This is a genomic window from Undibacterium paludis (genome assembly GCF_022568815.1).
In the GTDB taxonomy this organism is placed as follows: domain Bacteria; phylum Pseudomonadota; class Gammaproteobacteria; order Burkholderiales; family Burkholderiaceae_D; genus Undibacterium.
In genome coordinates this window covers 1-25270 of the sequence record NZ_JAKZHX010000023.1, presented here as the reverse complement: position 1 = coordinate 25270, position 25270 = coordinate 1, and the positions used below count along the sequence as shown (strand labels likewise).

Annotated in this window: 25 protein-coding genes and 1 tRNA gene; 13 read left to right on the top strand and 13 right to left on the bottom strand. The window is 52.9% G+C overall.

Annotation, left to right across the window (positions count from 1 at the left end):
• The first annotated feature begins 6 nt into the window (after nucleotides 1-6).
• Nucleotides 7-438 carry a tetratricopeptide repeat protein gene (locus tag LZ463_RS27445; RefSeq protein ID WP_241459515.1) on the top strand — a complete coding sequence of 144 codons (432 nt, stop codon included), beginning with the start codon at nucleotides 7-9 and terminating at the stop codon, nucleotides 436-438.
• A 177-nt stretch (nucleotides 439-615) separates the two neighbouring features.
• On the opposite strand, the gene LZ463_RS27440 is transcribed toward LZ463_RS27445, so the two are convergent.
• Nucleotides 616-1134 carry a hypothetical protein gene (locus tag LZ463_RS27440; RefSeq protein ID WP_241459514.1) on the bottom strand — a complete coding sequence of 173 codons (519 nt, stop codon included), beginning with the start codon at nucleotides 1132-1134 and terminating at the stop codon, nucleotides 616-618.
• A gap of 41 nt (nucleotides 1135-1175) precedes the next feature.
• Here LZ463_RS27440 and aroG point away from each other — a divergent pair, with 41 nt between their 5' ends.
• Nucleotides 1176-2237 carry a 3-deoxy-7-phosphoheptulonate synthase AroG gene (gene aroG / locus LZ463_RS27435; RefSeq protein WP_241459513.1) on the top strand — a complete coding sequence of 354 codons (1062 nt, stop codon included), beginning with the start codon at nucleotides 1176-1178 and terminating at the stop codon, nucleotides 2235-2237.
• Between the two features lie 205 nt (nucleotides 2238-2442).
• On the opposite strand, the gene LZ463_RS27430 is transcribed toward aroG, so the two are convergent.
• Entirely contained in the window at nucleotides 2443-3246 is an 804-nt protein-coding gene (locus tag LZ463_RS27430; protein WP_241459512.1) for a methyltransferase domain-containing protein, read from the bottom strand.
• Nucleotides 3247-3249: 3 nt separating this feature from the next.
• Nucleotides 3250-3723, bottom strand: coding sequence for a GNAT family N-acetyltransferase (locus LZ463_RS27425; protein WP_241459511.1), 474 nt, complete (start codon nucleotides 3721-3723; stop codon nucleotides 3250-3252).
• A 316-nt stretch (nucleotides 3724-4039) separates the two neighbouring features.
• Here LZ463_RS27425 and LZ463_RS27420 point away from each other — a divergent pair, with 316 nt between their 5' ends.
• Nucleotides 4040-4657 carry a GntR family transcriptional regulator gene (locus LZ463_RS27420; RefSeq protein WP_241459510.1) on the top strand — a complete coding sequence of 206 codons (618 nt, stop codon included), beginning with the start codon at nucleotides 4040-4042 and terminating at the stop codon, nucleotides 4655-4657.
• 135 nt (nucleotides 4658-4792) lie between these two features.
• On the opposite strand, the gene LZ463_RS27415 is transcribed toward LZ463_RS27420, so the two are convergent.
• A complete protein-coding gene (locus LZ463_RS27415; protein ID WP_241459509.1) occupies nucleotides 4793-5431 on the bottom strand; it encodes a retropepsin-like aspartic protease family protein in 639 nt (212 codons plus the stop codon).
• 62 nt (nucleotides 5432-5493) lie between these two features.
• Nucleotides 5494-5979 (bottom strand): YajQ family cyclic di-GMP-binding protein, encoded by a 486-nt coding sequence (locus LZ463_RS27410; RefSeq protein WP_241459508.1) that lies wholly within the window; start codon nucleotides 5977-5979, stop codon nucleotides 5494-5496.
• Between the two features lie 92 nt (nucleotides 5980-6071).
• Here LZ463_RS27410 and murB point away from each other — a divergent pair, with 92 nt between their 5' ends.
• On the top strand, nucleotides 6072-7100 hold the full coding sequence (gene murB / locus LZ463_RS27405; RefSeq protein WP_241459507.1) for a UDP-N-acetylmuramate dehydrogenase: 1029 nt from the start codon (nucleotides 6072-6074) through the stop codon (nucleotides 7098-7100).
• Nucleotides 7101-7192: 92 nt separating this feature from the next.
• Entirely contained in the window at nucleotides 7193-8743 is a 1551-nt protein-coding gene (locus tag LZ463_RS27400; protein WP_241459506.1) for a C13 family peptidase, read from the top strand.
• Nucleotides 8744-8821: 78 nt separating this feature from the next.
• On the opposite strand, the gene LZ463_RS27395 is transcribed toward LZ463_RS27400, so the two are convergent.
• The 4 genes from LZ463_RS27395 to LZ463_RS27380 all read right to left on the bottom strand — a co-directional run bounded on the left by LZ463_RS27395 (nucleotide 8822) and on the right by LZ463_RS27380 (nucleotide 12538).
• Complete coding sequence (locus LZ463_RS27395) at nucleotides 8822-9832, bottom strand: M48 family metallopeptidase (protein ID WP_241459505.1); 1011 nt, start codon at nucleotides 9830-9832, stop codon at nucleotides 8822-8824.
• Nucleotides 9829-10911 (bottom strand): YjgN family protein, encoded by a 1083-nt coding sequence (locus LZ463_RS27390; RefSeq protein ID WP_241459504.1) that lies wholly within the window; start codon nucleotides 10909-10911, stop codon nucleotides 9829-9831. Before LZ463_RS27390 ends, LZ463_RS27395 begins: the two co-directional genes overlap by 4 nt.
• Before the next feature lie 93 nt (nucleotides 10912-11004).
• Complete coding sequence (locus tag LZ463_RS27385) at nucleotides 11005-11544, bottom strand: lipocalin-like domain-containing protein (RefSeq protein ID WP_241459503.1); 540 nt, start codon at nucleotides 11542-11544, stop codon at nucleotides 11005-11007.
• A 13-nt stretch (nucleotides 11545-11557) separates the two neighbouring features.
• Nucleotides 11558-12538: a quinone oxidoreductase family protein gene (locus LZ463_RS27380; RefSeq protein WP_241459502.1), complete on the bottom strand. Its 981-nt coding sequence runs from the start codon at nucleotides 12536-12538 to the stop codon at nucleotides 11558-11560.
• Between the two features lie 125 nt (nucleotides 12539-12663).
• Here LZ463_RS27380 and LZ463_RS27375 point away from each other — a divergent pair, with 125 nt between their 5' ends.
• On the top strand, nucleotides 12664-13542 hold the full coding sequence (locus LZ463_RS27375; protein WP_241459501.1) for a LysR family transcriptional regulator: 879 nt from the start codon (nucleotides 12664-12666) through the stop codon (nucleotides 13540-13542).
• A gap of 134 nt (nucleotides 13543-13676) precedes the next feature.
• Entirely contained in the window at nucleotides 13677-14207 is a 531-nt protein-coding gene (locus LZ463_RS27370; protein ID WP_241459500.1) for an isochorismatase family protein, read from the top strand.
• A 62-nt stretch (nucleotides 14208-14269) separates the two neighbouring features.
• On the opposite strand, the gene LZ463_RS27365 is transcribed toward LZ463_RS27370, so the two are convergent.
• Nucleotides 14270-14959, bottom strand: a complete 690-nt coding sequence (locus tag LZ463_RS27365) for a S24 family peptidase (protein WP_241459499.1) — start codon at nucleotides 14957-14959, stop codon at nucleotides 14270-14272.
• Nucleotides 14960-15562: 603 nt separating this feature from the next.
• Here LZ463_RS27365 and LZ463_RS27360 point away from each other — a divergent pair.
• Genes LZ463_RS27360 through LZ463_RS27350 form a run of 3 tightly spaced genes read left to right on the top strand, consistent with a single transcriptional unit; the run spans nucleotide 15563 to nucleotide 18402 of the window.
• Nucleotides 15563-16441: a YdaU family protein gene (locus LZ463_RS27360; protein WP_241459498.1), complete on the top strand. Its 879-nt coding sequence runs from the start codon at nucleotides 15563-15565 to the stop codon at nucleotides 16439-16441.
• 45 nt (nucleotides 16442-16486) lie between these two features.
• Nucleotides 16487-18028: a hypothetical protein gene (locus LZ463_RS27355; protein WP_241459497.1), complete on the top strand. Its 1542-nt coding sequence runs from the start codon at nucleotides 16487-16489 to the stop codon at nucleotides 18026-18028.
• The gene (locus LZ463_RS27350) at nucleotides 18025-18402 is read left to right on the top strand and encodes a hypothetical protein (RefSeq protein ID WP_241459496.1); all 378 of its coding nucleotides are present in this window, start codon (nucleotides 18025-18027) and stop codon (nucleotides 18400-18402) included. Before LZ463_RS27355 ends, LZ463_RS27350 begins: the two co-directional genes overlap by 4 nt.
• A 154-nt stretch (nucleotides 18403-18556) precedes the next feature.
• Here the strand turns inward: LZ463_RS27350 and LZ463_RS27345 are convergent, their stop codons facing one another.
• The 3 genes from LZ463_RS27345 to LZ463_RS27335 form a co-directional block, all read right to left on the bottom strand.
• Complete coding sequence (locus LZ463_RS27345; protein ID WP_241459495.1) at nucleotides 18557-19249, bottom strand: hypothetical protein; 693 nt, start codon at nucleotides 19247-19249, stop codon at nucleotides 18557-18559.
• A 158-nt stretch (nucleotides 19250-19407) separates the two neighbouring features.
• A complete protein-coding gene (locus LZ463_RS27340; RefSeq protein ID WP_241459494.1) occupies nucleotides 19408-20163 on the bottom strand; it encodes a glucose 1-dehydrogenase in 756 nt (251 codons plus the stop codon).
• A gap of 297 nt (nucleotides 20164-20460) precedes the next feature.
• On the bottom strand, nucleotides 20461-22371 hold the full coding sequence (locus LZ463_RS27335) for an ATP-binding cassette domain-containing protein (protein WP_241459493.1): 1911 nt from the start codon (nucleotides 22369-22371) through the stop codon (nucleotides 20461-20463).
• 176 nt (nucleotides 22372-22547) lie between these two features.
• On the opposite strand from LZ463_RS27335, the gene LZ463_RS27330 reads away from it, so the two are divergent.
• The 3 genes from LZ463_RS27330 (at nucleotide 22548) to LZ463_RS27320 (ending at nucleotide 25161) form a co-directional block, all read left to right on the top strand.
• Nucleotides 22548-22622: transfer RNA gene (locus LZ463_RS27330), tRNA-Arg, on the top strand.
• A gap of 282 nt (nucleotides 22623-22904) precedes the next feature.
• On the top strand, nucleotides 22905-23375 hold the full coding sequence (locus tag LZ463_RS27325; RefSeq protein ID WP_241459492.1) for a hypothetical protein: 471 nt from the start codon (nucleotides 22905-22907) through the stop codon (nucleotides 23373-23375).
• 856 nt (nucleotides 23376-24231) lie between these two features.
• Complete coding sequence (locus LZ463_RS27320) at nucleotides 24232-25161, top strand: restriction endonuclease (protein ID WP_241459491.1); 930 nt, start codon at nucleotides 24232-24234, stop codon at nucleotides 25159-25161.
• The last annotated feature ends 109 nt before the right edge of the window (nucleotides 25162-25270 follow it).

Sequence of the window (25270 nt, the reverse complement as noted above, 5' to 3'; positions counted from 1 at the left end):
GTGCAGATGATGAAAAAAACGACTATTTTCTTAAGATTGCTCTGCGCAGGCTTGCTCAGCCTCGGCGCTGTTGCCGCCCATGCGCAGGACCCCAATGTAGAAGGCCGTAATTTTCTGGCTGAGGGCAATACCAGTGCCGCCAGCAAAAAATTTGCCGAAGCGGCCAGGATCAACCCCTTTGATGCCTCTGCCCTGAACAACCAGGCAGTTGCCCTGGCAGCCCAGGGGGATAATGAAAAAGCCCTGAACCTGCTGGAAAGAGCAAACCGGCTCAGCCCCAACCGGGCCGATATCGCCGCCAACCTCAATGAATTACGTAACTGGATGAACCGCAACACCCCGCAAGTGGCGGCAGTACAAAGAAAATTGCCGGTGCCGGGCGCTTATCCCAACCAGGGTGATATCCCGCCAGAACCGCCGCCTTTATGGAAAAAATAAGCTTAATAAATAAGCTTATTACGCGAACATTCTTGCAAATTGCTGAAAACTGATGCACTATCAGTACGGTTAGTTCATTAGTGATGAACAAAGCAGTACAATAAGATTGTCAAAACTTAAAATACGAACAAATAATGATATGAAACAGGTTGTTTTCTTTTTCTTCTTTTATTTTAGCTATTCCAGGCCAAAGGCGGTGGGAAGACGGTAAGCGCACGAAGAAAAAGAGCTGAACCAGAATTCTAAAAAAACCGCCCGGAAACCAGGCGGTTTTTTTTTGACTTGAATTTTAAGCAAACAAGACCTCTCAACATAGGGGCGCGCAGACACAAAGTAAGGCAGGAGAAAGGTAAAAAGGCGAAACAACAAGAAGACGAACTGCCTGCTCATCGGTATTGGGAACGTCTGGCTTTGTTCTCTGTTCTTCTCTATGTCTTTGTGTTGAGATTTTGGTTTTAAAAACTTTGTAGGTTGGGCAAGATTTTTTTGCCCAACACCCCGAGGTGGAAATGACATGTAGAAGTGTTTTGCTAGGGCTGATAAAGCTTTAGCCCAATCTACAGAGGGCGGTAAATGCGACGGGTCTGGCCAAACCAGGGCTATGACAAGAAAAGGCACCATGCTTTCTTTTGCCTCCCTCTGTGTCTCTGTGGTGAGATTTTTGGTTTTCAGGTTTTCAAGTTCTTGCAACAACATTGATTTGTGATTTAAATTTTTAGAAATTTTCAGGAGAAAACATGCAGCGCACCGACGATTTACGTATACGCGAGATGAAGGAACTGGTTCCGCCCTCCCATTTGATACGCGAATTTGCCTGTTCCGAAAAAGCTTCGGAAACCGCAGGCAATGCCCGTACAGCCTTGCACCGCATACTGCATGGACAAGATGACAGGCTGATGGTCGTGATTGGCCCCTGTTCCATCCATGACCCCAAGGCGGCGATGGAATATGCCCGCAGGCTGGCAGAGGTGCGCCCGCATTTTGCTGGTGAACTCGAAATCATCATGCGCGTGTACTTTGAAAAACCACGCACCACCGTCGGCTGGAAAGGTCTGATCAACGATCCCTACCTCGACAACAGCTTCCGCATCAATGATGGCTTGCGCATTGCCCGTGAACTGCTGCTCAACATCAACGAACTTGGCCTGCCTGCCGGTACGGAATACCTTGACGTCATCAGCCCGCAATACATTGCCGACCTGATCAGCTGGGGCGCGATCGGCGCCCGTACGACAGAATCGCAGGTCCATCGCGAACTCGCGTCCGGCCTGTCCTGTCCGGTCGGTTTCAAGAATGGGACGGACGGCAATGTCAAGATTGCTGTTGATGCGATCAAGGCTTCGTCACAGCCGCATCATTTTTTATCGGTCACCAAGGGTGGCCATTCCGCTATCGTCTCGACCAATGGCAATGAAGACTGTCACATCATTCTGCGTGGTGGCAAGACGCCAAACTATGATGCAGCCAGCGTGGATGCCGCCTGCAAGGACATCGCCAGTGCCGGCCTGGCATCGCGACTGATGATCGATGCATCGCATGCCAACAGTTCAAAAAATCCCGCCAATCAAATCCCGGTCTGCGCCGACATCGGCCAGCAGATCGCCGCAGGCGACACCCGTATCGTCGGCGTGATGATTGAATCGCATCTGGTTGCCGGTCGTCAGGACCTGGTGGCGGGCAAAGAACTGGTTTATGGTCAGTCAGTGACAGACGGTTGCATCGACTGGGAATCGAGCATCAAGGTACTGGAAGGTCTTGCTGAATCCGTCAGGCAAAGGCGCTTGAAAGAAGGGGAGTGATGCGGTCTTAAGCCGTCGAATACCCATTTCGCTTGGTGTGGGCGTGAAATGGTTCATGCCCGCGGTGAAAGCAACTCCCCCTTTGAGCATAACCTCGCAAAAAGTGCCATGTGAGTCGACGTTTGAACGGACTTGTGTAACCCTGTTCAATGGCGCCTGCCCCTGGTCGCTGGCAGGCAAGCGACCAGGCTTGGGTGTTTCGGTGCTATAGCTGCACCCATGCGGCTACTGACATCGGTGGTACGGTGACCGTGCTGTCGTCCCGGCATGCCAGTTCGGCAGCGAGCAGAGCGTCTACGTCATGCAGGCTGGCATCGCTGCGGCCCAATTGACGTGCGGCTGGCATCACCGAACGCACCGCCGCCAGCGGTAGCTCAATCGAGTGCGCGCCAAATTGCATGGGGGCCGAGGTGTGGGCCTGAACTTCGCCGTATTTTGTCAACATGCTGGGCAAGCGCGCCGCCATATGAGGGACGGCACCCGCATCAAGCAAGACGTCAACGATGAAGCTGATTGCCTGTTCGGTAGCGGCACTGGCAGGCGGCCAGATCGTACTGGCTGCACCACGGAAAATATCCATTTCCAGAAAACCCACATAACCACCTGGCCTTACCCATGCAGCAGCCTGAGCAACGGCCGCCTCCGGGTCTTGCGCATACATCAGAAAATAGCGGCCGACGACAGCATCGAAGGTGAGTTCAGGCGGCAAGTCAGCCATTTCGCTGACGATGAACTTGACGTTGTTGAAGCCAGCGGCCCGGATGCGTGCAGCGGCGGCCTCTACCTGGGTGGCATCGCGATCCATGGCGGTGACTTCCCCGTCTGGCCCTGTCAGTTCGGCCAGCAAGAGAGTCACATCGCCACCGCCGCAGCCCAGCTCCAGTACGCGGGACCCTTTACCTATTTTTGCGCCTGTCAGCATTTGCAGTGTGAGTGGTGCAATTGCCTGTGCCTGCAGGCTGAGCCTGCGTCTTTCTGCATCATTGTTATGGAGTGGGTATGGTTTCATTTGTTAACCTCCTGTGAGATGTGAACACGTGATGGACATGATGGTGATGCGCCGGCCAAGGTGTTCGCCGTGCTCAAGCACTTGCCAGCCAAGCCGTGCATACATGGCTGCCTTGTCCGGAGTGAACAGATAAAGTTGTCTGACTCCCATGCTTGCAGCAGCTTGCACCACATGCTGTGTCAATGCCGTGGCTATGCCTTGCCGCCGGTGCGCAGGGGTGACGTAGACTGCCGATAACCAGGGGGACAGATGGGGGTGGGTAATTGTCTTTTGCAGCAAGCTTGCCGACCCCAGAAGCTTGTCATTGTCGACTGCGATAAAACTCAAGGGCATGCCTTGCTTTTGCGCTGATGCAGTCAGTTTTTCCATGCGCTGTTCAAGACTGACCGCAGGTGCGAGATAAGAAAACTGTTCATGCTGCCAATTGGCCAGTATGGGGATGTGATGAAGATGATCTGCCAGGTAGGTGATCTGCATAAAATTGGTTCCCGGTAATTTCGTGTTCTTTAAAAAAAGAGGCAGGCCGACGTCAACGAGGTGACAGTGGCAGGCCGCTTGCTATTGCCGCCCTTGCTCTTACCATTACTCTTGCGAGCTACATGCGCAATACATATCCGTGCCTATGCCCGTTTGGTTGACACGGACCAATAGCAGGGAAGTTGATCCGGTTGGTTTTATGGTGGTTGATATTTTTCATGGAAATTATAGATAATTTAAAAATAATGAATTTACGTTGGTATACTACGTAATTTAATATTTTTTGTGGTAATTATTTTAATAGATAATCTATAAAATGACTGAGACAATAGCGGCGGGTATTGCCAGGTCCTTGGCGGAAAAAATCATGACGGGGGAGTTGCCACCTGGGGCTCCCTTGCGTCAGGACCATATTGCTGAAGAATTTGCTGCCAGCCACGTTCCCGTGCGTGAAGCATTCCAGCGTTTGCAGGCGCAAGGACTGGTTGTCAGTGAGCCACGGCGTGGTGTTCGGGTTGCGCCTCTGGATCAGGCGTCCATGCGTGAATTTGCAGAAATCCGGGCACACCTTGAGGCACTGGCTTTGCGTCATGCAGCCCCCAGATTGACTGCGGGGAGTTTTGAGAAAATTGAACTGGCCTTGATTGCCGGTGACCAGGCCACGTCAATCGTCGAATGGGAACTGGCAAACCGCAGCTTCCATCGCGAACTCGTCGCACCCTGCAACATGCCGCGCCTGCTGGCCATGCTGGACGAATTGCAGCTCGTTAACTCACGTTTCATCTTTGCCGCTACCCGTACGGCAGGCTGGCAACCCGGTTCTGGTCTTGCCCATCGTCAGATTGTCGACGCCCTCAAATTGCATGAGGTAGACAAGGCGGTAATGCTGCTACAGAAGCATATCCAGGGACTGGAGCATGTCCAGGATGCGTGATGAATCAGACCAGGCCCGGATGGGATGCCTGGCGATTTACTGAGGTAGAGTGACGAGGATGAAAGTAGGGTGGGGAGACAGAAACTGCCCTGACAGAGGGCAGGTTTTCGCGGGAAGAGTCACTGACAAAACGTTTCAATATCGCTTGGTCAGGGTCATCTGGTCGCCTTCGCGTCGCATTTCCATGCGGTTCAGGAAGGACATGCCCAGCAGGGGGACATTCAATCCCTGCTCGATGACCGAGGCTTCAACACCATTGAGTTCAACGCCGCCAATCTTGACACTGTCTAGCCTGATCAGGTAGGTGGGGACGACGCCGCCCGCCGTGCTGGCGCTGCCGCGTTGACCTTGCCGGTAGTTCAGACCCAGCCTGATCGCTTCAGAGGCGGGCAGGGCAATCAGGCTGGCGCCCGTATCGACCAGCATATTGATGCCGACGCCATTGATCATGGCCTGCGCCATGAAATGGCCGCGGTCACCCACTTTCAGCACCACGCTGTCGCTGACGGCAGGTCCGGAACGATGGACTGTCTGCCCCATGACCAATACCTTGCGCTTGCCATTGATCATGACGGTGGCGGTTTCGCGGTCCGCCTCGATCAGCTTGGCTTCACTGTTGATGTTGCTGCCGACCGAATAGGTCTTGGGCGCAGCACCGTCCACCACCAGGATAGCCTTGCCGGGGAATAGTCCGACCACACCGATATCGGTAGCCTGGGCCAGTGTTGTACCAGTCAGCAGGAGTAAAGCTGCCAGCGTTGAGATTGTTTTCATGAGTCGTCGGCGTATCAGGGGCGTCGTTGGCAGTTGCAAATATTAACCGTCAATCAGGGAAATCAGTCACGGAAATTATTGAATTCCAGCGGCAGGTCCTTGATTTCCTTGCGCAACATGGCCATGGCTGCTTGCAGGTCGTCGCGCTTGGCGCCGGTTACACGGACGGCGTCGCCCTGTATGCTGCCCTGTACTTTCAGCTTGCTTTCCTTGATGGCCTTGACGATCTTTTTGGCATCGTCGCTTTCTATGCCATTCTTGACCTTGATCACCTGTTTGACCTTGTCACCACCGATTTTGTCGACTTTGCCCAGGTCCAGAAAGCGCACATCCACATTGCGCTTGGCCAGGGTCATGGTCAATTCTGTGCGAACCTGGTCCAGGTGAAATTCAGAATCACCATAGATCGTCAGTTCGCGGTCTTTTTGCTCGACCTTGGCGCTGGTCCCTTTGAGGTCAAAGCGGTTGGTCACCACCTTGTTGGTCTGGTCGATGGCATTCTTGACATCAACCATGTTGGCTTCAGAGACGGTATCGAATGAGGGCATTTCACTTCCTTGCAAATATAAATAAAGTAAACAGCATTTTAGCAAATGCGGGCAAGCTTCAGACAGAGCGCAAAGGCTATAATTTGAGGCTTATGACGAATTTACCTCCATTATTAGCAGATTATCCGCTGCAAAGCCTGAATACTTTTGGTATCGCAGCCCGTGCCCGCCAGTTCATGCAGATAGAGCAACTGGAGCAGTTGCAGGCAATCCAGGCCGATACCGCATTGTCTTCTTTGCCACGACTGGTATTGGGGGGCGGCAGCAACCTGGTCTTGTCTGACCAGGTTGACGCCCTGGTCTTGCACATGTGCATCAAGGGTAAACAAATCGTTGGCGAAGATGCTGGCCATGTTTATGTACAGGCCGCAGCGGGTGAGAACTGGCATGAGTTTGTGCTCTGGACCCTGCGGCAAGGTCTTGGCGGGCTGGAAAACCTGTCCCTGATACCTGGCACCGTCGGCGCCGCGCCGATACAGAATATCGGCGCTTACGGACTGGAGATCAAGGACGTCTTCCACAGCCTGACGGCCTTTGATTTTACGACCGGCCAGGTGCTGGAAATGGACAGGGCGGCTTGCCGTTTTGCCTATCGCGACAGTATCTTCAAGCAGGATTACAAGGACCGCATGGTGATACTGGCCGTGCGTTTTGCCCTGCCCAAACACTGGCAGGCCAGGCTGGCCTATGCCGATGTAGCCAATTACCTGAGTCAGCATGCGATAACGCACCCAGGTCCGGCAGATATCAGCGCCGCTGTGATCGCCATACGCCAGGCCAAACTGCCTGATCCTGCCGTGACGGGTAATGCCGGCAGCTTTTTCAAGAACCCGGTGGTGAGGGCTGCTGAGCGTGAACGCTTGCTGGCAGCTTATCCGAAACTGGTCAGCTATCCGCAAGACAATGGCGACTACAAACTGGCGGCTGGCTGGCTGATAGACCAGTGCGGCTGGAAAGGGCGGCATCTGGGGCGGGCAGCCGTCTATGAAAAACAGGCCCTGGTGCTGGTCAATCTGGGCGGGGCCAGCGGCGCAGACGTGCGGGCGCTGGCACAGGCAGTACAGGCCGATGTGTATGCCAGGTTTGCCGTGCAGCTGGAAGTGGAGCCGGTGTTCGTTTAAGCAGGCTGCTCAAAAAAATAACAAACTGCCAGCCATGCCGACTGTGGGCATCAAATAAATTGCATGGCATTGAGCATGCATCAGGATATCTTATGTCAGTAACGCAAAATACAAATACCGAAAAAGAAGAGCCATTTGTGCCAGGGGCGAATACGCCGGGACCAGATGCGCAGGAGCAAATGCCCGCAATACCGCCTGAACCAGGTCAGAGCAGACGGTCGGATGCCGGGTTGTCCAGCCTGTTTATTGAAGCCTTGCGCGCCAGCGTACTGAAGCAACCGCATTGGGAAAATGTGAAGGCCAGTCCCGCGATCATTGCTGCTTTGGTGCTGGCGTATCTGCTTTACACAATTGTGTTTTCCCGCCTGGCGATAGCCGGGCCCGCAAGATTCTACTGGCCTGCTGTTGCCGGCGGCTGGTTCTCTTTTGCCTCGTGGGCCTGGATTTGCTACAGCCTGCGCCACCGCACAGGCAAGAATGGGCAAGCTCCCAGTCTTGCCCAGGCGCCTGATGCCAGTCATTTGTTCGTGCTGTCGATGGCGCAGGGCCTGGCGATCAACATGGCATTGAATGCGCCCTTATTGCTGGCCGGGCGCATGGACTGGTTGCAGTCGGACAGTTTTGGCCCGGCGGTGCAGTGGCTGTTGTTTCTGCTCCCGGTGCTGGTCGCCATTCTGGTGCAATCGGTGTTTTTATGGCGTGCCAGTGATCGTCACCCTGGAGCGATGTTCATGGCTGTCATTGTGATGATGATCGCCCTGGGCCTGCAAGTGGGGACGCGTCAGGCGCAATACTGGTATCCCAAACCAGCGCCGGATGCGGACAAAGTATCGGAAGACAAAAGCCCGGAAATCACCCAGGAAGTTTTTGAATCCCAGTCAGCCCTGTTCTTGCAAAAACTCGATGAAATACAAAAACAGAGGCCGGGCGTCATCGACCTGTACAGCCTGAGCTTTGCCCCCTATGGTGAAGAAGATGTCTTCCTCAATGAAACCAGCATGGTTTCAAAAGTCATGGAACAACGCTTTGATGCAGCAGGGCGCAGCCTGCAACTGGTCAACAATCCCAAGACCATGGAGACTCTGCCCTGGGCAACGCCACTGAACCTGCAAAGAGCCATTGCGCATATTGCCAAGCGCATGGACGTCAATGAAGACATCCTGTTCATCCATATGTCCTCCCATGGGGCCAGTGACGGTGAGCTGTCTGCCGGCATGTGGCCGTTGACCGTCAACCCGGTTACGCCCGATGACCTCAAGCGCTGGCTCGATGAGGCAGGTATCAGGCACAGGGTGATTTCGATTTCTGCCTGCTTTGCCGGTAACTGGGTCCAGCCGCTGTCCGACCCCGACAGTCTGGTGATGACCGCGTCTGATGCCGATCATACTTCATATGGCTGTGGCAGCAAGTCTGACCTGACCTTCTTTGGCCGCGCCATGTATGACGAACAATTGCGCAAGCAGACCCTGTCCTTTGAAGCAGCACATGCAGCGGCCAGACCCATCATCAAGCAAAGGGAAGAAGAGGCAGGCAAGAGCGATGGTTATTCCAACCCGCAGATTGCTGTCGGCGAAAACATACGCCAGCGCCTGCAGATGCTGGAAGAGCGCCTGAAAAAATCTGTACCGGTGAAGACGGATTAAAAACGAATGTAGTGCAGTTGTTTTGCTGATGCCGGGAGGTCCGCCTTGCCGGCATCAGCAATGTGTCAAGTCAACGCATCAACGCTGCCCGCGCATGTGCATGATGCGTTCTTCCCTGCCTGGATGGCTGGATATATAGGTTGAAAGCTCAGGCGAGAGCTTGCCCAGTTTTTCAAAAGCCACCGCCATGTGCTCACCCGAAATGCCATTGGCCTGCAACATTTGCAGCGCATAATCATCGGCCTCGGTTTCAGCATCGCGAGAAAATTTCAGGTCCAGCAGCAAGGTCGGGATGTTGGCAATCAATGCAGATACATCACCAAACAGCAGCGTAGCCGTTGCGGCAATGGCAGAACTTTGTATGATGCGCCTGGTGATATGGCGTTCATGCAAATGACCTAGTTCATGCGCCAGCACCCCCATGACGGCTTCATCATCATTCATCAGGGTGATGATTTCATCAGTGATGACGATGTCGCCAGAGGGCAGGGCAAAGGCATTCGGACCTATCCGGCTTTTGCGAAACAGCAGCCGGTAATCGGGGCTGTCACCACGTGGCGGCTTCAGTTTCTTGAAGCGTGCGCTGAGTTCTGCCTGCCGTTCCGCCGGCAAGACAGACGGCTTGAAGATCTGCTTGTCAAAAAAGTCCAGGATACCATCACCAAGCTTGCGCTCCGCGCTGACCGGTATGGCAAAAGCCAGCGCCCGTGATGCGGCAGGCAGGCCATACTGGTAACCGAGTATCAGCACCAGCACCGTGGCAAACAGGGCCGCCAGCGTGCCGCGCCAGCTCTGCTGCACGCGCACCACCAGTGAGTCGCTATGGCCGGTATCACTGAGCAGCGCATCAAAAGCCTCTTTGTCGGCAACTTCCAGATAAGCGCCATCAGGGAAAGTGATTTTGCGGGCCGCATGCCGGGTGCGTTCAGACACCCGCAGTTCCGCCAGCGGGCTGCTGCGCCTGACCGGCGCCTGGTCCAGCAAGGCATCTGTTTCCACGACATGTAATACATCAGCCTGCACTGACAATTGTATGTGGTGCAGGCGTGATGTCTTTCCGTCAAAATAAATACCGGCAACCATGCTCATAAAGACAAATCAAAATCCAGCAAATCTGCTGCACCTTCGCCAGTGGCGTTGACTTGTTCCTGCGTGGCGGCGACGAAATGATCGAGGCTGTCAGCGACTTCGATGTGCAGGCTCTCTATGCGATAGCGCAGCGCGCGGATCTGGGCAAAGGGAATGAATAAGCCTAGGGTGAAGATGATGCCGACGATATTCGTAAGCGCGATGGAGGTCATTTTCTTCCAGTCCATATGGCTGCTGACCTGGTTGTTGCCGAGCTTGGTATGATTCCAGATCAGGTTTTGCAACAAGGTCAGGAAGATGGGGTAGACCGAAAACATCCAGGCATAGATCGCCAGTGCGAACAGGGCCAGCGATACCATGGTCCCGGCGACGGCAATATTTTCACTGCGCGCCGCAAATATCGTGGCACCCAGTGTGCCGGCAAAGGCGACGCAGATGACAATGGTGCCGACGATCATGATGCCTATGCCCCACAGGTAGGCCATGTAGAACTGCGATACCCTGCCATCGAAGGAAAAGTGTGTGCCGCCAAAGCGGCTTTCAGAGTGCTGGAATTGCTTGATGCGCTGGTGCCAGGCTGGCGCCAGCAGGCCCAGGCTGCACGCATACAGGATGGGCCAGAGCAGAAAGGTGATATAAGCCTGTTTGGCTGATCCACGAAAACCAAAACGTATGCCGCGAAAACTGGAGTTATATAGCTTGAATTGCAGACTCTTCCAGATCAGCCAGGGCATGAGCGCCATCAATACGAGCAGCATGACGCCACCCATGGCCAGACTGAACTTGAACGCCAGGTTGTAGGCCGCAAACAACACCAGGGCTACGATGCGCCCTTTCAGAATGGCAATCGGATTGCCATGGTATTCAAAACTGCTGCCAGCCAGGGAGGTGCTCGAATACAGATAGCGGTTGCGCCTGACCTTGGCCCAGGCAGAATAAATGCCCAGGGTGATAATGGACAGCAATAAATTGACTATCCATATGCGGAAGTATTCGCTGCCGCTACCCTTGAATTCCAATGCCATTACCGTATTAGACTGGTTGCCGCCAATAAAGCCCTGCTGGTCCTGTATATCCATGTTTTCCCCTGAAGATATTATTTTTTAGGTGCATGGACGATCTCATGAAGTTGGTAATAAGTCAAACTCTGCATCTGGCGGCAGCCACGGAAATCAGTGGATTTTCTTCCAGACCGAGATGGTTGTTGTGCCGCTGCTGTTGGCAGTGGCTGGTACGCGATAGCTGAGCACGTCTCCTTTCAGCTCAAGCTGCCTGGCCTGCTCGCTGCCGTTCCAGTTGACATTGGCAGCCTGCTCGATGCGAAATACCAGCACATTCTTTTCTACATCAATAAAGCACCGCCCAAAATGGGTGCTGTGGCTCAGTGCTGCGGCCCTCAGTTCATCTTCTGTCGCTTTTTTGACGTCACCGCTCGCATACTTGCTGCGGTTGGATTTGTAGATCTGCAGCGAATATCGCCCGGCGTCGTCGATGACCAGCAAGCCTTTGGGGTTTGCCCCAAAGGTGTCAGCCCGGCTGCCATCGGCGCGGATTTCCGGGGCTTCCAGCAGGGTCCAGGTGCCGGTCAGGCGTTTTTGAGCCTGGGCCTGCGGGTCTGCATCCTGTTCGGTCAGGGCGCAGGCGGGCAGGCTGATGACGCAGAGGCAAACCATCAGCGCGCTGATCAGGGAAGTGTTCCATTTATTTATCATGATGATGCTCCATTCAAGTGTTTTGGGCTGCCGCGCTGACGGCCAGCAGCAGCTTGCCGGAGGTGCGGCGTGATTCCAGATCGGCATGGGCTCGGGCAGCGTCTTTTAGCGCATAACTGGCATGGATACTGAGTTTCATCACACCTTCCCTCAACCAGCCCAGGACACGTTGTGTGCGCTGCTTCAGGCTGGCGGCATCGGCAACATGATGTGCCAGGGTGGGGCGGGTAAAGAACAGGGAGCCGCTGCGGCACAGTGTCATCGGGTCTATCGGCGGCACATTGCCGCTGGACTGGCCGAACAGCACCAGGCTGCCCAGCGGGCGCAAGACACGCATGCTGCCCTGGTAGGTCTGCAGACCTGTCGAGTCGTACACCACGTGCACACCCTGCTGCTGTGTCAGGTCTTTGACGGCCTGTACAAAATCCGTATCCTTGTAGAGGATGACGTGATCGGCGCCGGCGGCCCTGGCCAATTCGGCTTTTTCTTCGGTAGACACGGTGCTGATGACCGTTGCCCCCTTGTGCTTCAACACCTGGGTCAGCAACAGGCCGACACCGCCTGCACCCGCATGCAGCAGGACCGTGTCACCGGCCTGTACCCGGTAACTGGTTTCGCTCAGGTATTGCACGGTGACGGCCTGTAGCATCGCGGCGGCCGCTTCCCTGGTACTGATGTCGGCAGGCAGGAGGACCAGCTTCCAGGCCGGTATTGCCACATATTCGCTATACGAGCCGGGATGTGACAGCCAGGCCACCCTGGTACCCGCCGGCAGGTCGGCATTACCCTGCACCACGATACCGGCGCCCTCTGCACCGGGCACGGCGGGCAGGGCACTGGGGTTCTGACCGTTGCGCTGATAGACATCGGCATAATTGATACCGGCAAAATCGACCTGCACCAGCACTTCGTCGTCCCTGGGGACAGGTACCGGCAATTCGTGTACTTGCAATACGTCCGGCCCACCCTGGGCATGCATCTGTATGGCTCTCATGATTTCTTTCCTGATAGTTGATTGATCGTGTGTGACACAAGGTAATGTGTTGGCTTGCAGCTTAATCATCTGCATTCATAAAGAAAATTACTGAAAACTTCGCCCAGACTGTGCATAATTGCACCATGATGAACTGGGATGATCTTCGTTATTTTCTGGCCCTGGTCGACAGCGGTACGCTGACGGCGGCAGCGCGCCGCCTGCACGTCGAACACACGACCGTGGCCCGCCGTATTGATGCACTGGAAGAGGCATTGAAGCTCAGGCTGTTTGACCGCCTGGTGCGTGGCTGGAAATTGACGACGGAAGGGCGGGATCTGGTCGAACATGCACGCGAAGTGGAAGAACGCTGGTTCTCATTCGAGCGAAAAGCCCTGAGTGCAGGCAAAATGGAAGGTGTAGTGCGCATTTCTGCACCGCCGACCCTGACAGCGTTTTTACTCGCCTCCCAACTGCATGACCTGACGCATACGCTGACCGGAGTAGAGCTGGAACTGGTTACAGAAAGAGAGCATGCCAGTCTGGGCAAGCGTGAAGCCGACATCGCCCTGCGCATGTCGCGCCCGCAAACAGCCGGCCTGGTCATCAAGCCGCTGGCGACCATCTGCTATGGGGTGTATGCGAGCAAAAGCTATTTCGCGGAGTATGCCCGGTCAGACTGGCAATTTGCCGCTTATGAAAAGAAATCTGCGACACCACACCACCGCTGGCTGGAGGACTATGTGGCAGGCAGGCGCATCATCTTGCGCAGCAACGACCAGGTCGTCCTGGGCCAATTGGCCGCAGCCGGGCTGGGTGTGACGGTCTTGCCGCATTATTTGCGCAAAAGCAGCCCTGACCTATATTGTAAGGAGGACGAAGTATGTCCCATACAAAGAAAACTCTGGCTGGTCATGCATGAAGACGTGCGCCGTACGCCACGTGTGCGGGCAGTTGCCGACCACCTGATCAGGCTGTTTGCCGACCCAGGTGTTGCTACGCTGGTCAATAAAGGACAGATTTAGTGCAGAACCAGGGCTAATCCAGGGCTGGCACCGCATCCCGGCGATGCAGGGATGGTGCTAAAAAGCAATGCTGCACTGCACGCAAAACGGCAGGACGCAGTATCATAGAGCTTTAGTCAATGAGGTGTTGCCAAATGGATACCTTAATCATCATCGACATGCAAAACGCCTGGGTGCATGGCCCGACACCCCGCTATGAAAAAGAGCGTGTGATCGCACGCATACGCCATGCCGCAGACTATACCCGCGCCCACGGCGGCCAGGTGATTTTCGTGCGTCACGTCAACGACGACGCCCTGGCCGGTTCTGCCGGGTGGGAAGTCATACCAGAACTGCCATTCACACCCGGTGACGTGTTTGTCGATAAATCGGCCTGTGACGCCTTTGCCGACACCGGCTTGCTGACCCACCTCAAAATCACCGGCGCCAAAACGCTGATACTGTGCGGCCTGCCAACCGAACTGTGCATGGACAGCACGATCCGTGCTGCCGCCTCGCATGGCTTTGACGTGATCGCCCTGGCTGATGCGCATACGACGGCCGACCGGTCACATCTGCGGGCAGAAAAAATCATCGAACATCACAACTGGGTATGGGCCAGTATCTCTACCCCGTTCAACAGCCGCATCATGGTCAGGACCACGCAGGAAGTATTTGGCGGCTGATCTGCTGATCTGCTATCTGCTGTTACGCCGCAGAGACCGCAGTCACAGACCTGTTACGCATATCATCCACCCTGGCGATACACAAACTGACCGTGAATCTTCAATAGTTCTGCCTGATCGGCATCGATTTCTTCGTCGGGATAACGGGCTTTGTCCGGGTTGTCGCTTTCCAGCAGCCAGTTACCGTTGATCTTGCGGCGCAGCCGCTTGATGCGCAAACCGTCCGGGTGTTCAATCGCAAAAATCTGGCCGCTGACCGGTTCGGTTCTTACCCTGTTGAAGATGACGATATCACCATCAACGATGAAATTGGCCATGGAGTTGCCGTCTGCGTAGATGGCAAAGGCATCTTCCGGTTTGAGTCCGTACTTTCTGAAAAAGCCTGTTTCCTTGATCAGGTGGCCTTTAGGCAGCTGTTCTTCATTGAAGATGCCGCCGCCGCATGCGCCACGGACGTCCCACCAGGCGATGCTGCCAGTCTCTGCACCGCTTTGCCTTGTGCTCCCCAGGTGATCATCAATGGACGAAATTGGCAACGCTGGCAAAACGGGCTTGATACCGAAGATCACATCCGTCGTTACCTCAAATGCTTCAGCCAGTTGCGGAGCGCTGCGCTTGGGAACTCCCCTGGTTTTCCAGTTGGAAAAACGCTGCTTTTCTACACCCAGGGCGGCCTTGAGCCAGGCAGCATCTTTTGCCTTGGCGCGTAATAGTGACTCAATACGAGTCCAGGGGATGCTTGATTCAGTCATGGTGGCATCATTTTGTGTACTTGAGCCACCCAAGTCAAGCATAGCTCAGCCCCTGCCAAAAAATGACCTGGACAGAGCTTGCGCGAAAATGGCCCAGACGGTTTTAGCGTCGGCCAGCATGGATTCCGCAATGAGCACAATGCAATCCAGACCGTCATTCCCGTCTGCTTTGAGCGGGAGTCCATCGTTGATCAAACATGCAGACAGCAAGACGGGCAAGCCTGATCAGGCATGGATACCCGCCTGCGCGGGTATGACGAATTGGACGGCGCCGTAAGCTGCAAGCTTGAGGGTAGGTTGTGTGTGGGGGGGGGGCGTATTGAATAATAATTTGAGTCGAGTACACAAAATGTGTACCATTGTTTTAAATAGAGTTGAATTACCCACAATCTGCGCCGTGACACCATTTTTTTACTCCTTCCGGCGTAACGGGATACCTGTCCAGGCATCCCTTGCATACGCACATACAGATCAAAGAACCAGGGCTAACTCGCCTGTGTACAAACGCTTCTGGTAAGGACATGCCTTGCACTCTACAAACCATATTTCTTCCCCTGTCTGTACAAAGACAGCCTGCTGCCCTGACCGTATGGCGGGGGCGGCATGAACTACTACCCATTCCACCTTGGTGATTATGCTTCCCATACCCGTCATCTCAGCCTGCTGGAAGACCTCGCCTATCGCCGCATGCTGGACATGTACTACATCACCGAAGAGCCCTTGCTCCTTGAGCCTGAAAGAGTTGCACGCCTGATAGGCATGCGTGAACATGTGCGTGAAGTGAGCGACGTCCTGGATGAATTCTTCGAGAAAACTGACGATGGCTACGTCAATCACCGTTGCGATAAAGAACTGGCTATTTATCAGGCCAAGGCTGATCGCGCCAAGTCCGCCAACAAGGCACGCTGGGGTGCATCGAGGGCTGCTGCCCATGGTGCAGATGACGACATGGAATTTGACAGCAAGCCTGGTCAGGGCGCGCGTACCCCGTCAGCAAAAAATCTGTTATCAGATGTGATTTCAGATCAGGTTTCAGTACGGACTCAGATCGCAACCAATAACCATCAACCGGTAACCATTACCCATCATAACCATCAACCAGTCCCTGTAGGTAGCGAGCGTCGCATGCCTACGTCGGCTGCGCCGACGTATACGTCTGTCTTTGAGTTAGCCTGGCAGAGCTATCCTGAATGTACTGGTCGCAATAAAAGAGCGGCTTACAGAGAATGGAATGCCAGATTGGGTGAAGGCATCTCTGCCGAAACCATGATCGCCAGCGTCAACCGCTACCGTACCTATGTAAAGGAGAATTATTTTGAGACGCGCTACGTCAAGCATCCCAGCACCTTCTTCAGTGACGAGGATTACCTTACCTGTGATTGGGGTGACCCGGCCTATTCAACAGCAAGGCAATCCGGGGCCGTGCGCAGCGAGAAGAAAATCGATTATCACCAGGGGATCAATGAGGATGGCTCGTTTTGATTTGTGTGGCTGATTTTGAATTGAAAATTATTTTGGAATGTAAACATGGGAACAATCAAAACAATTTATGGCCCTGATGGGCAAGCCTATATCGTCGATATGCCGGATGATATGACGGCTGATATGACGACTGATGCAGCAGGGGCGAGAACCAGTGAGCAGTCAGGTGAACATTATCCAGATGCTAAAGTTGCGTCGCCTGCTTGGCAGGCAAATACTCGACAGCTACCCGCCAGTTTTTTAGACAATTATCCAGCTGAAGATGACATGTCAGGTCGGCAGTTTGCTCCCGCTCTTACAGACGTAAGCAGAGGTCATAGCTGGCAAGCATCCCCATCACTACCTGTCCGGCGAGTGTGGCAAGATGATGCCTGTGTCAGGGATGATGACCAAATGTCGATGGACCGGTTTTCACCATTTCTGAATATGAATTCGCATGCGGTCGCACCCTTGGTGCGTTTCCGGCCCCCTGGTATACCAGTTAGCAATGAAAACTATTCTCTTGCAGGTTTTGCTGAGCCCGATGGCAGTGCTCATAAAAACGCATGGCCAGAGCAAATGCGTGATAGCCCGACATCTGAGCCTGCTGGCGCCAATGTGTTTTTGACGCAGCAGCCAGACCCTCAGTTGAACTCGGAAGGTCACGCAGATGCACTGCTAACTGATATGAGCGAAAACGCCGGGTATGGAGTTTTGCAGTCTGCGGCACGCCTGTCAGGAACTGATGTCAATTCGCTTTACTTTGGCGATGGCAGGAATACACCGCTTACCGATGGAGATTTCCTGAAGGTTGGCATAGGGAAGGATATATGGAAGAGGGTAGAAGAAGGAAAAATAAATCCAACCCTGACGCCGGATGAGCTCAAACCTTTTCCAAAAGTATTAACCCATGGTTGGGCACCGATCACTGACGCCGGCGAAGGTGGGACCGCGGCACCAGAATTTACGCTGGGCTCAACCCCGCCGCCGATTCGTCCGGATAAAGGTGCCGGAACCTGGGCTTCTGAGTTGCCGCAATTGTCTTCAAGCGCCCAAAAACTGATGATTCAACAATCACTGCTTCCCTATGCCAAACTTATTTACCCTGAGGCGGCCAGGCACATGGCGCATTATTTTAATAATACGGGCGACGATTACCAGGTTAACCTGAAAAGAATTGTCGAGACGACAGATGCAGGCCGGGATTTATATGAGTCACAAAGAAATTCAGCGATTGATTTTGCAATGAAACATGCAGTGGATGGCGAGCCGGTCACATTTACATCCAAACGCCTGGAGCAAAGATCTTTTGGAGAGGATACTAATTGGTACTATGCCAGTGGCAATTTTTCAGGCTGGTCCCGTGCAACAGTAACAAAGAACGGAGACGATTTTTCCATGGATTTCGACTTGCATTTCTTTGACAGATATAACTGGGATAAAGACAAAAAACTTCACCTCGAAGGTTTCAGTGTCAAAGATAACACAATGGGGACATATCACAGGCAGGGTTTGGCCCGGGAGTTTAATCTGGTAGGTCAATTACCGCTTACGATAAAATGGAAAGCTGGTGATGAGTCTAATCTTCAAGTGAGAATTCGCAAATGAAAAAGAAACTTTTCTTTATTGTCCTCGGCCTCGTTCTGTTCAATATTTATTTTGTCGGATTCTATTTGAATGAATCGAGAGAACTCTATACTTACAATCTCGAATCTGAATATGTGGCCGTGGGTGTAAACCTGGAAGGGCACAAGATACATCTTCTTGACATTGAAGACCTGTATTCACTCTGGGTTTCGCGTACCCACAGGGGACAGCCGGAAAGGCGTGTGCACTACCTCAACGTTCACCTTTTTAACCATGACAACCTGGACCCGGTTACCTACCTGAAAACATGCAAGGTAGTTGCTTCACCAGGCGGTATTTCATTTGTTCAGCCTTCGGGCCATACCTTGTTTATCCCGGAAAGCGCCTATCGCTAGCAGACTGTCACAGTGAAAGCGGAAGTGAAGGACGCCCGGCGGGCAAGGTGCAAAGCACAGCAATAGCCTCACTATTGCTGTGCTTATTTGCTGATATTTTCCATGGCCTGATTCACCGGGTGTTCTCCACTCTTGATTTCATGATGACAGTTCACTAGCGGCCGCAACCCAGCTCTTTCAGGTTGTTTTCTATCTCTTTCTTGTTGCTGGCCATGGTTTCCATGTCCTTGGCCGATCCGCCGGCTCTTTGGCTATTGCTGGCGGCTGCAATTTGCTTGCGTATGTCTTCGCACAGTTTTTTCTTGCGTTCGGCTTCGGTACTGTCAGCCTGCTTGCTGTCTTTGGGGGTGTCCTTGGGATTTTCACCGCTGGCTTTGCGCTCGGCATCCTGGTGGCGCTTGACTTCATCATCAACGGGGCGCATACCGGTTTTGCGTTCGACTTCCTTGTCGGCCATGCAGTCGCTCTCAATCTTGGCGCGGATGTCATTGGCATTGCCGCGCAGGGCATAGACATCGGCAATCAGCTTGCGTTGTTCGCTGGTCTTTGCTTCTGACTGCAATCTGTCCTGGAAAGCGCCGCCTTCACGCATCCAGATGATTTTCTTGGCTTCTTCACCACGGCGTATGCAGTTGGCATCGAGCGGGGGTTTGTCGGATGTCGACGGCAAAGGGTTCTTCTTGATCAGCTGCCCCTGACCATTGTCACAGGGCTTGTCCTGATAGGTGCTGCCGCAGCGGTACAGGTTCTGTGCCTGGCTGCCATCGGTATAAGCAAGGCCGCCCAGCAGAAACAAGGCTGACAGTATGCATGGCAGGGTGCCTGATTTGAAATGTGTGTAGTGCATGGCTTGATAGTGTGACAGTAACGAAGTAATCGTCACTGTAGCACTTGCCCAGGCTAACAGACGTAAAAAAGTGAAACCGGGGCCATCAGGCGGTTTGAATGGTGGCTATCTGGTGCTATCTTCAAGTCCGCTGTCTCCAAGCCCATTTTTATCCAGGCTCAGCGCCCGCCCGCCACATCCAGAAAAGAGCCGGTAATATACGAGGCAGCATCACCGAGCAAAAAGACAATCGCCGCCGCCACCTCTGACGCCTCGCCGCCACGCTTGAGGGGGATATTGGCCTTCACCCGCTGTATGCGGTCTGCCTCGCCGCCATCGGCATGCATGTCAGTATCGATAAAGCCAGGCCGCACGCAATTGACGCGTATGCCTTCTTCGGCCACTTCCAGCGACAGGCCCCTGGTCAGGGTATCAATCGCGCCCTTGGTCGCCGCATAGTCCACATATTCATTGGGCGAGCCCAGGCGCGAAGCGGCAGACGAGACATTGACAATGGACCCGCCAGGGCCGCCATGCCTGTGAGACATGCGTTTGATGGCTTCACGGCAGCACAAGAAATAACTGGTGACATTGGTGTTGAACAGACGATTGACACGCTCTGCCGTCACATCTTCGACCCGGCCCTGCGGCAGCAAGATCCCCGCATTGTTGACCAGCACATCAAGCCTGCCCAGTTGCCGGTCTATATCTGCAAACAGGCGTACGACATCGGCCTCTACCGACACATCAGCCTGCAAGGTGATGGCCTTGCCACCCTGTGCAATGATGCCTTCGGCAACCTGCATGGCAGCGGCATGATTGCGCGCATAGTTGATGACAACGGTATAACCCAGATGCGCCAGTTGCCTGGCAGTGGCTGCACCTATGCCCCTGCTGCCACCGGTAACCAAAGCGACTTTTGCGACTTTTGTCATGATGCATCCTCCATTACAGTATCGGGTATTGACGGTATTGATGATGGCATATGATGCCCGGTTTTGCTGCCTGACGCTGGCACCTGATCTGGACGCCTGCTTTTGCAGGCTGACAGAGGGAAGAATAGCGGCAAATGCGCTTGCCGGTGATGAATTTTATTTGATGGACGCCAAAGAAGGGCAGGCGGCCCGGATTGATCTGCCTGACCTGGGTACTTGCATGATACCCAGGTCAGCAGGCAGATGGTGCTGCGAAAAAAAGCCGTCAATGACTGCTTGCAATCAATCTGCAATCAATCATTGCTTGCTTTTAGCCTCTATCACTTCCCATTTCTCCAGCGCTTCCAGCAATTGCTCGTCAATTTCTGCATAACGGGCGTTCAGCTGATTGGCTTGTTCCGGACCATTTTTATACAGCTCAGGATCAGCCAGCTTACCGGTGATGGCTGCCTGTTCAGCTTCCAGTGCGGCGATCTGTTTTGGCAATTCTTCCAGTTCACGCTGCTCTTTGTAGCTGAGCTTTTTCGGCTTGCTGGTTGGCGCGTTCATGGTCGACACCGCCGCAACCGTAGATTTTTGCTCAGCCTTGGGGGCGGGTTTGACGGCCGGCACCGTGGCGCGATAACGTTCCCAGTCGGTGTAACCACCGATGAATTCACGCCACTGGCCTTGACCTTCAGCAACGATCACCTGCGTCACCACATTGTCGAGGAAGGTGCGGTCATGGCTGACCAGAAAGACCGTGCCGGTATACTCTTCCAGCAATTCTTCCAGCAATTCCAGCGTGTCAATGTCAAGGTCATTGGTCGGTTCATCAAGCACCAGCACGTTGGCCGGTTTGGCAAACAGGCGGGCCAGCAACAGACGGTTGCGTTCACCGCCGGACAGCGATTTGACAGGCGAACGGGCACGCTCAGGCGCAAACAAAAAGTCGCCCAGGTAAGACATCACATGCTTGCGCTGGCCATTGACTTCTACCCAGTCACTGCCTGGCGCAATCGTGTCAGCCAGGCTGGCTTCTTCGTTCAGTTGTGCGCGCATCTGGTCAAAGTAAGCAATCTGCAATTTGCTGCCTTGCTTGATGGTGCCGCTGTCGGGCTGGTCTTCGCCCAGTATCAGCTTCAACAGCGTTGTTTTGCCTGCGCCATTCTGACCGATCAGGCCCACCTTGTCGCCACGCAAAATAATGCTGGAGAAATCGTCGATGATGACCTTCTCGCCAAAGCGCTTGCTGACGTTTTCCAGTTCGGCCACGATCTTGCCTGAACGCTCACCAGAAGTCACATCCAGCTTGACCTGGCCTTGCTGCTCGCGGCGGGCGCTGCGTTGCAGGCGCAATTGTTCCAGACGCTTGACGCGGCCTTCGTCACGCACACGGCGGGCCTTGACACCCTTGCGTATCCAGATTTCTTCCTGCGCCAGAAACTTGTCGAACTTGGCGTTCTCGACCTCTTCGTTTTCCAGCTGTTCAGCCTTGCGCGTCTGGTAAGTACTGAAGTTGCCAGGGAAAGAAGTCAGCTTGCCACGGTCCAGCTCAATGATGCGGGTGGCCACATTGTCGAGAAAGCTGCGGTCATGGGTGATGAACAGCACGCTGCCTTTAAAGTCCTTGAGCAAACCTTCCAGCCACTGTATTGATGAAAAATCCAGGTGATTGGTTGGCTCATCGAGCAGCAAGACATCAGGTGCGCCAACCAGCGCGCAGGCCAGGGCCACGCGCTTTTTCATCCCGCCAGACAGCGTGCCCATGATGGCGTCTTTGGACAGGTTGAGCTTGTCCAGCGTCGTTTCAACCTTGTTGCCCAGGCTCCAGGCGTCGGCTGCATCAAGCTGCACCTGGATGTCATGCATGCGCTCCATTAGCGCATCATCATTGTCGCCGCCAAACTGGCCGGTTAGCGCCTCATATTCCTGCAACAGAGCGGGCAGCTCGCCCAGACCAGAGGCCACCGCATCAAACACGCTGATGCTCTGGTCAAACTGTGGTTCCTGCTCGACATAGGCGATCTTGATACCTTGCTGCATCACCAGCAGGCCATCATCAATCTTCGACGTGCGGGCGATAATCTTCAGCAGGGACGACTTGCCCGTACCATTACGCCCGATCAGGCCAACCCGCTCGCCTGCCTCTATGGAAAACTCTGCATGATCGAGCAGAGCAACGTGACCGAATGCCAGCTGGGCATCGCTTAAAGAAATAACTGCCATAAAACCCTGTGAAGCCGGCAACAAGCATGCCACCAGCGCAAAAATTGGAGAAAACCGCTATTGTACGCTAGCCAGCCACTTAAAATCGCCGTCAGAATTGATTGTTATGTCTATGTCAGGTAATATGGCGGGCTGATTGAGAAATCACCGTGCAAACCGGGCATTTCTCACCGTGTCTCGCCGTAGTTCAATGGATAGAACGTATGCCTCCTAAGCGTAAGATACAGGTTCGATTCCTGTCGGCGGGACCAGTTTTCCCATCCATACCTGGCTTCATCAGTTGATTTTGCCTGTCAGACAGTATTCTGATGCCTGTTGACCACCCAGAAATCCGGGTACATTAATTTCCCCCAACTTTTTCCCCCGACATTTGCCTTTCATGGGCTATTGATGATATTTTGTCATCGGATGGGTGATCTGGCAGGTTGCGTCAACGGCATGGCAGATGTCTGTTTTAGTTTTTTTGCTCGCAGCAATAGTTTGCAATCAATAGTCTGCAATCAATTGACAATAAATATTTCAATGAGGTCACAATGTATTTCTGGAAACTGGATTTGCTGAAGAAGCAATTGATTGCTCAAGGACTGACTGAGGCCCAGATGTTCTCTTACATGCTGGTGTACGTTATTTTTGGTGCAATTGCGGTCGAACTTGTCGCCTATTTCCCCCATGAGTCTGTGGATGGCTGGACATACCTGGTTTCTGCCCTGAATATACTGATCCCTGCTGTGGGCACCGTCATGGCTTATCGCGCCAACGGCGGTGCATCAGGCTCACAATTTCTCGCTCGTTATGTGAGCATTTCACTGGTATCTTCAATACGTTACCTGGCCCTGCTCATTTTGATGATCATACCGCTGACCATCGTCGCTGTCGTGCTGGCAGGGAGCGGCGATATAATTGGCGGCCCAGTGTTCGAACTGCTCTTTGCCGTCACTTATGCCGGGCTGTACCTGTATATAACCAGGCATGTACGCGATGTGGCGGCGGCACAGCACAGTTAAACAGCCAGCGTGTAAAGAGTGTCGCCGATTCTTATTTCTATGGGATACAGGAAATGCAATCGGGATGGCAGATGCAAAAAATGAATCTTGCGACTAAGTGAGCCAAGTGTCTAACACAAATAAACCCCTATATTGCTCGGAAACTTGCGCAAATAGAGACATTGTCAGATCATTTGGCACCTGTCCAGAATGCCATAAAATTTGGGATGGCATTTCTCGCGGCGATAACCGCCATTACCGAAATAATGCTTGGTTGATATGCGAAATCTGCGCCCGTATTCAGAACAGATGTGTGAGTTGCGGCACAAATATAGAAAGTAGTACAAATGATTAAATGCAGGAAGCGTGGGACCGGTCTGACATTCATACAGTTCTGTTAAGCGCAGAACATATGGGCTTCAACACCCAGCTACATGAGGGAAACGAATATGCATGGACAGGATCTCCGGTTATGTCGCGCACGCTGCATGCGTTGGGTATGTTGACAGTTGCTGCCCAGATCTCGTGCGCACTTCCTGCAAGGGTATGGCCGGCAGAAGCTATCGACCAATACCGCGACTAACTCATTGCAATGTTCAAAAAAAACCAGGATGCCAGACGCAATTTTGACAGAGATGACCCCAAGACCATTGATCATCTGATAGAGACAGATAAAAACAACCTGGCTATCTGTTCGGACTCGTTGGAAGTTATTAGCGATGGTGAATGTTTCAGCTTGCATTTCCCCAATTTCTTCCCTTGAGCAACAAGTAGAGAGTGCAGAAGAAATATTCACGATGATCGTTGAGTTGGCAGCATAATTACCAAATGACAGCATAAATCCAATAGAAATCATTTTATAGAGCGGCTAAATACCATGCCTACAAAATTCGATGAGTTATATCAGAAGCTATTTAACTCGACATGCACCAAGGAGGGAGCTGCGTTCGAACGGCTTGCCGCAGCAATAACCAGTATTGTATTTCCAGACGCTGACGTTGCCCATGACCAGAAATTGAGAGGTCAATTTAGTAAATCACTTTATCAAATCGACGTTTTGCGACAAGAAAGCGGAGAGAAAATATTTGGTGAGGCAAAGGATTACACTGAACGAGGAGAAGCAGGTGGAAAGGTCGGGCGACCAGACCTTCAGAAACTTGGAGGAGCATTGCCAGATATCGGAGCACAACGAGGTGTATTCTATTCAGCAACGGATTATACTAGAGAGGCGAAAAAATACGCTGACGCTGCAAAAGATATTGTTGGTGTTCCGATTGATTTATTGCATATAAGGCCCTCTGTCGAGTCAGACAAAGACGGAAGAATTCAGAAAATTGTAATTAATTTTGCGTGTCATTTCCCTAATTATGAAAATGCAAAATGGACTCCAATTTTCACAGAGGGCGGGCGAGCAGTATTGCAAAAACTGGCAGATGAAACCGAAAGTGGCTCATTGATCTGTCATTTGCGGGTTAAAGATTTTTTAGATCACTCAGGAAAACTGAAGAATTCGATACAAGAGCTGACGGCAGGTGGGTTTGGGAATGATTTTGATTCAGATTTGGCGCATGGTTGCTTCTTATTGCCTAGTCATTACATAGAAATTCATGGGAAATTAGTTGAAATTTTTGGCATTGAGTATTCTGTTCCATTTATCATGGAAACAAAAATTATCGAAATTGTGACTGAGGGCGAACCGCAAATCTTAGTAAAAGCTGAGAATGGAACTATCGATAAACTTATCACAGATAAGCAGCTACAGAAAATAAAATTTGATGATATTGGAAATGTCGTTCGATTGAAGTAAGTTATTATGTTTTTAATGGAGAAAAGTTCATCACCCGTTATGCAAGTAATTCCAATGTCCGTTTTGAGACGGAAACAACCGGTCACTTAAAGTCCCCATAGTAGGCTGT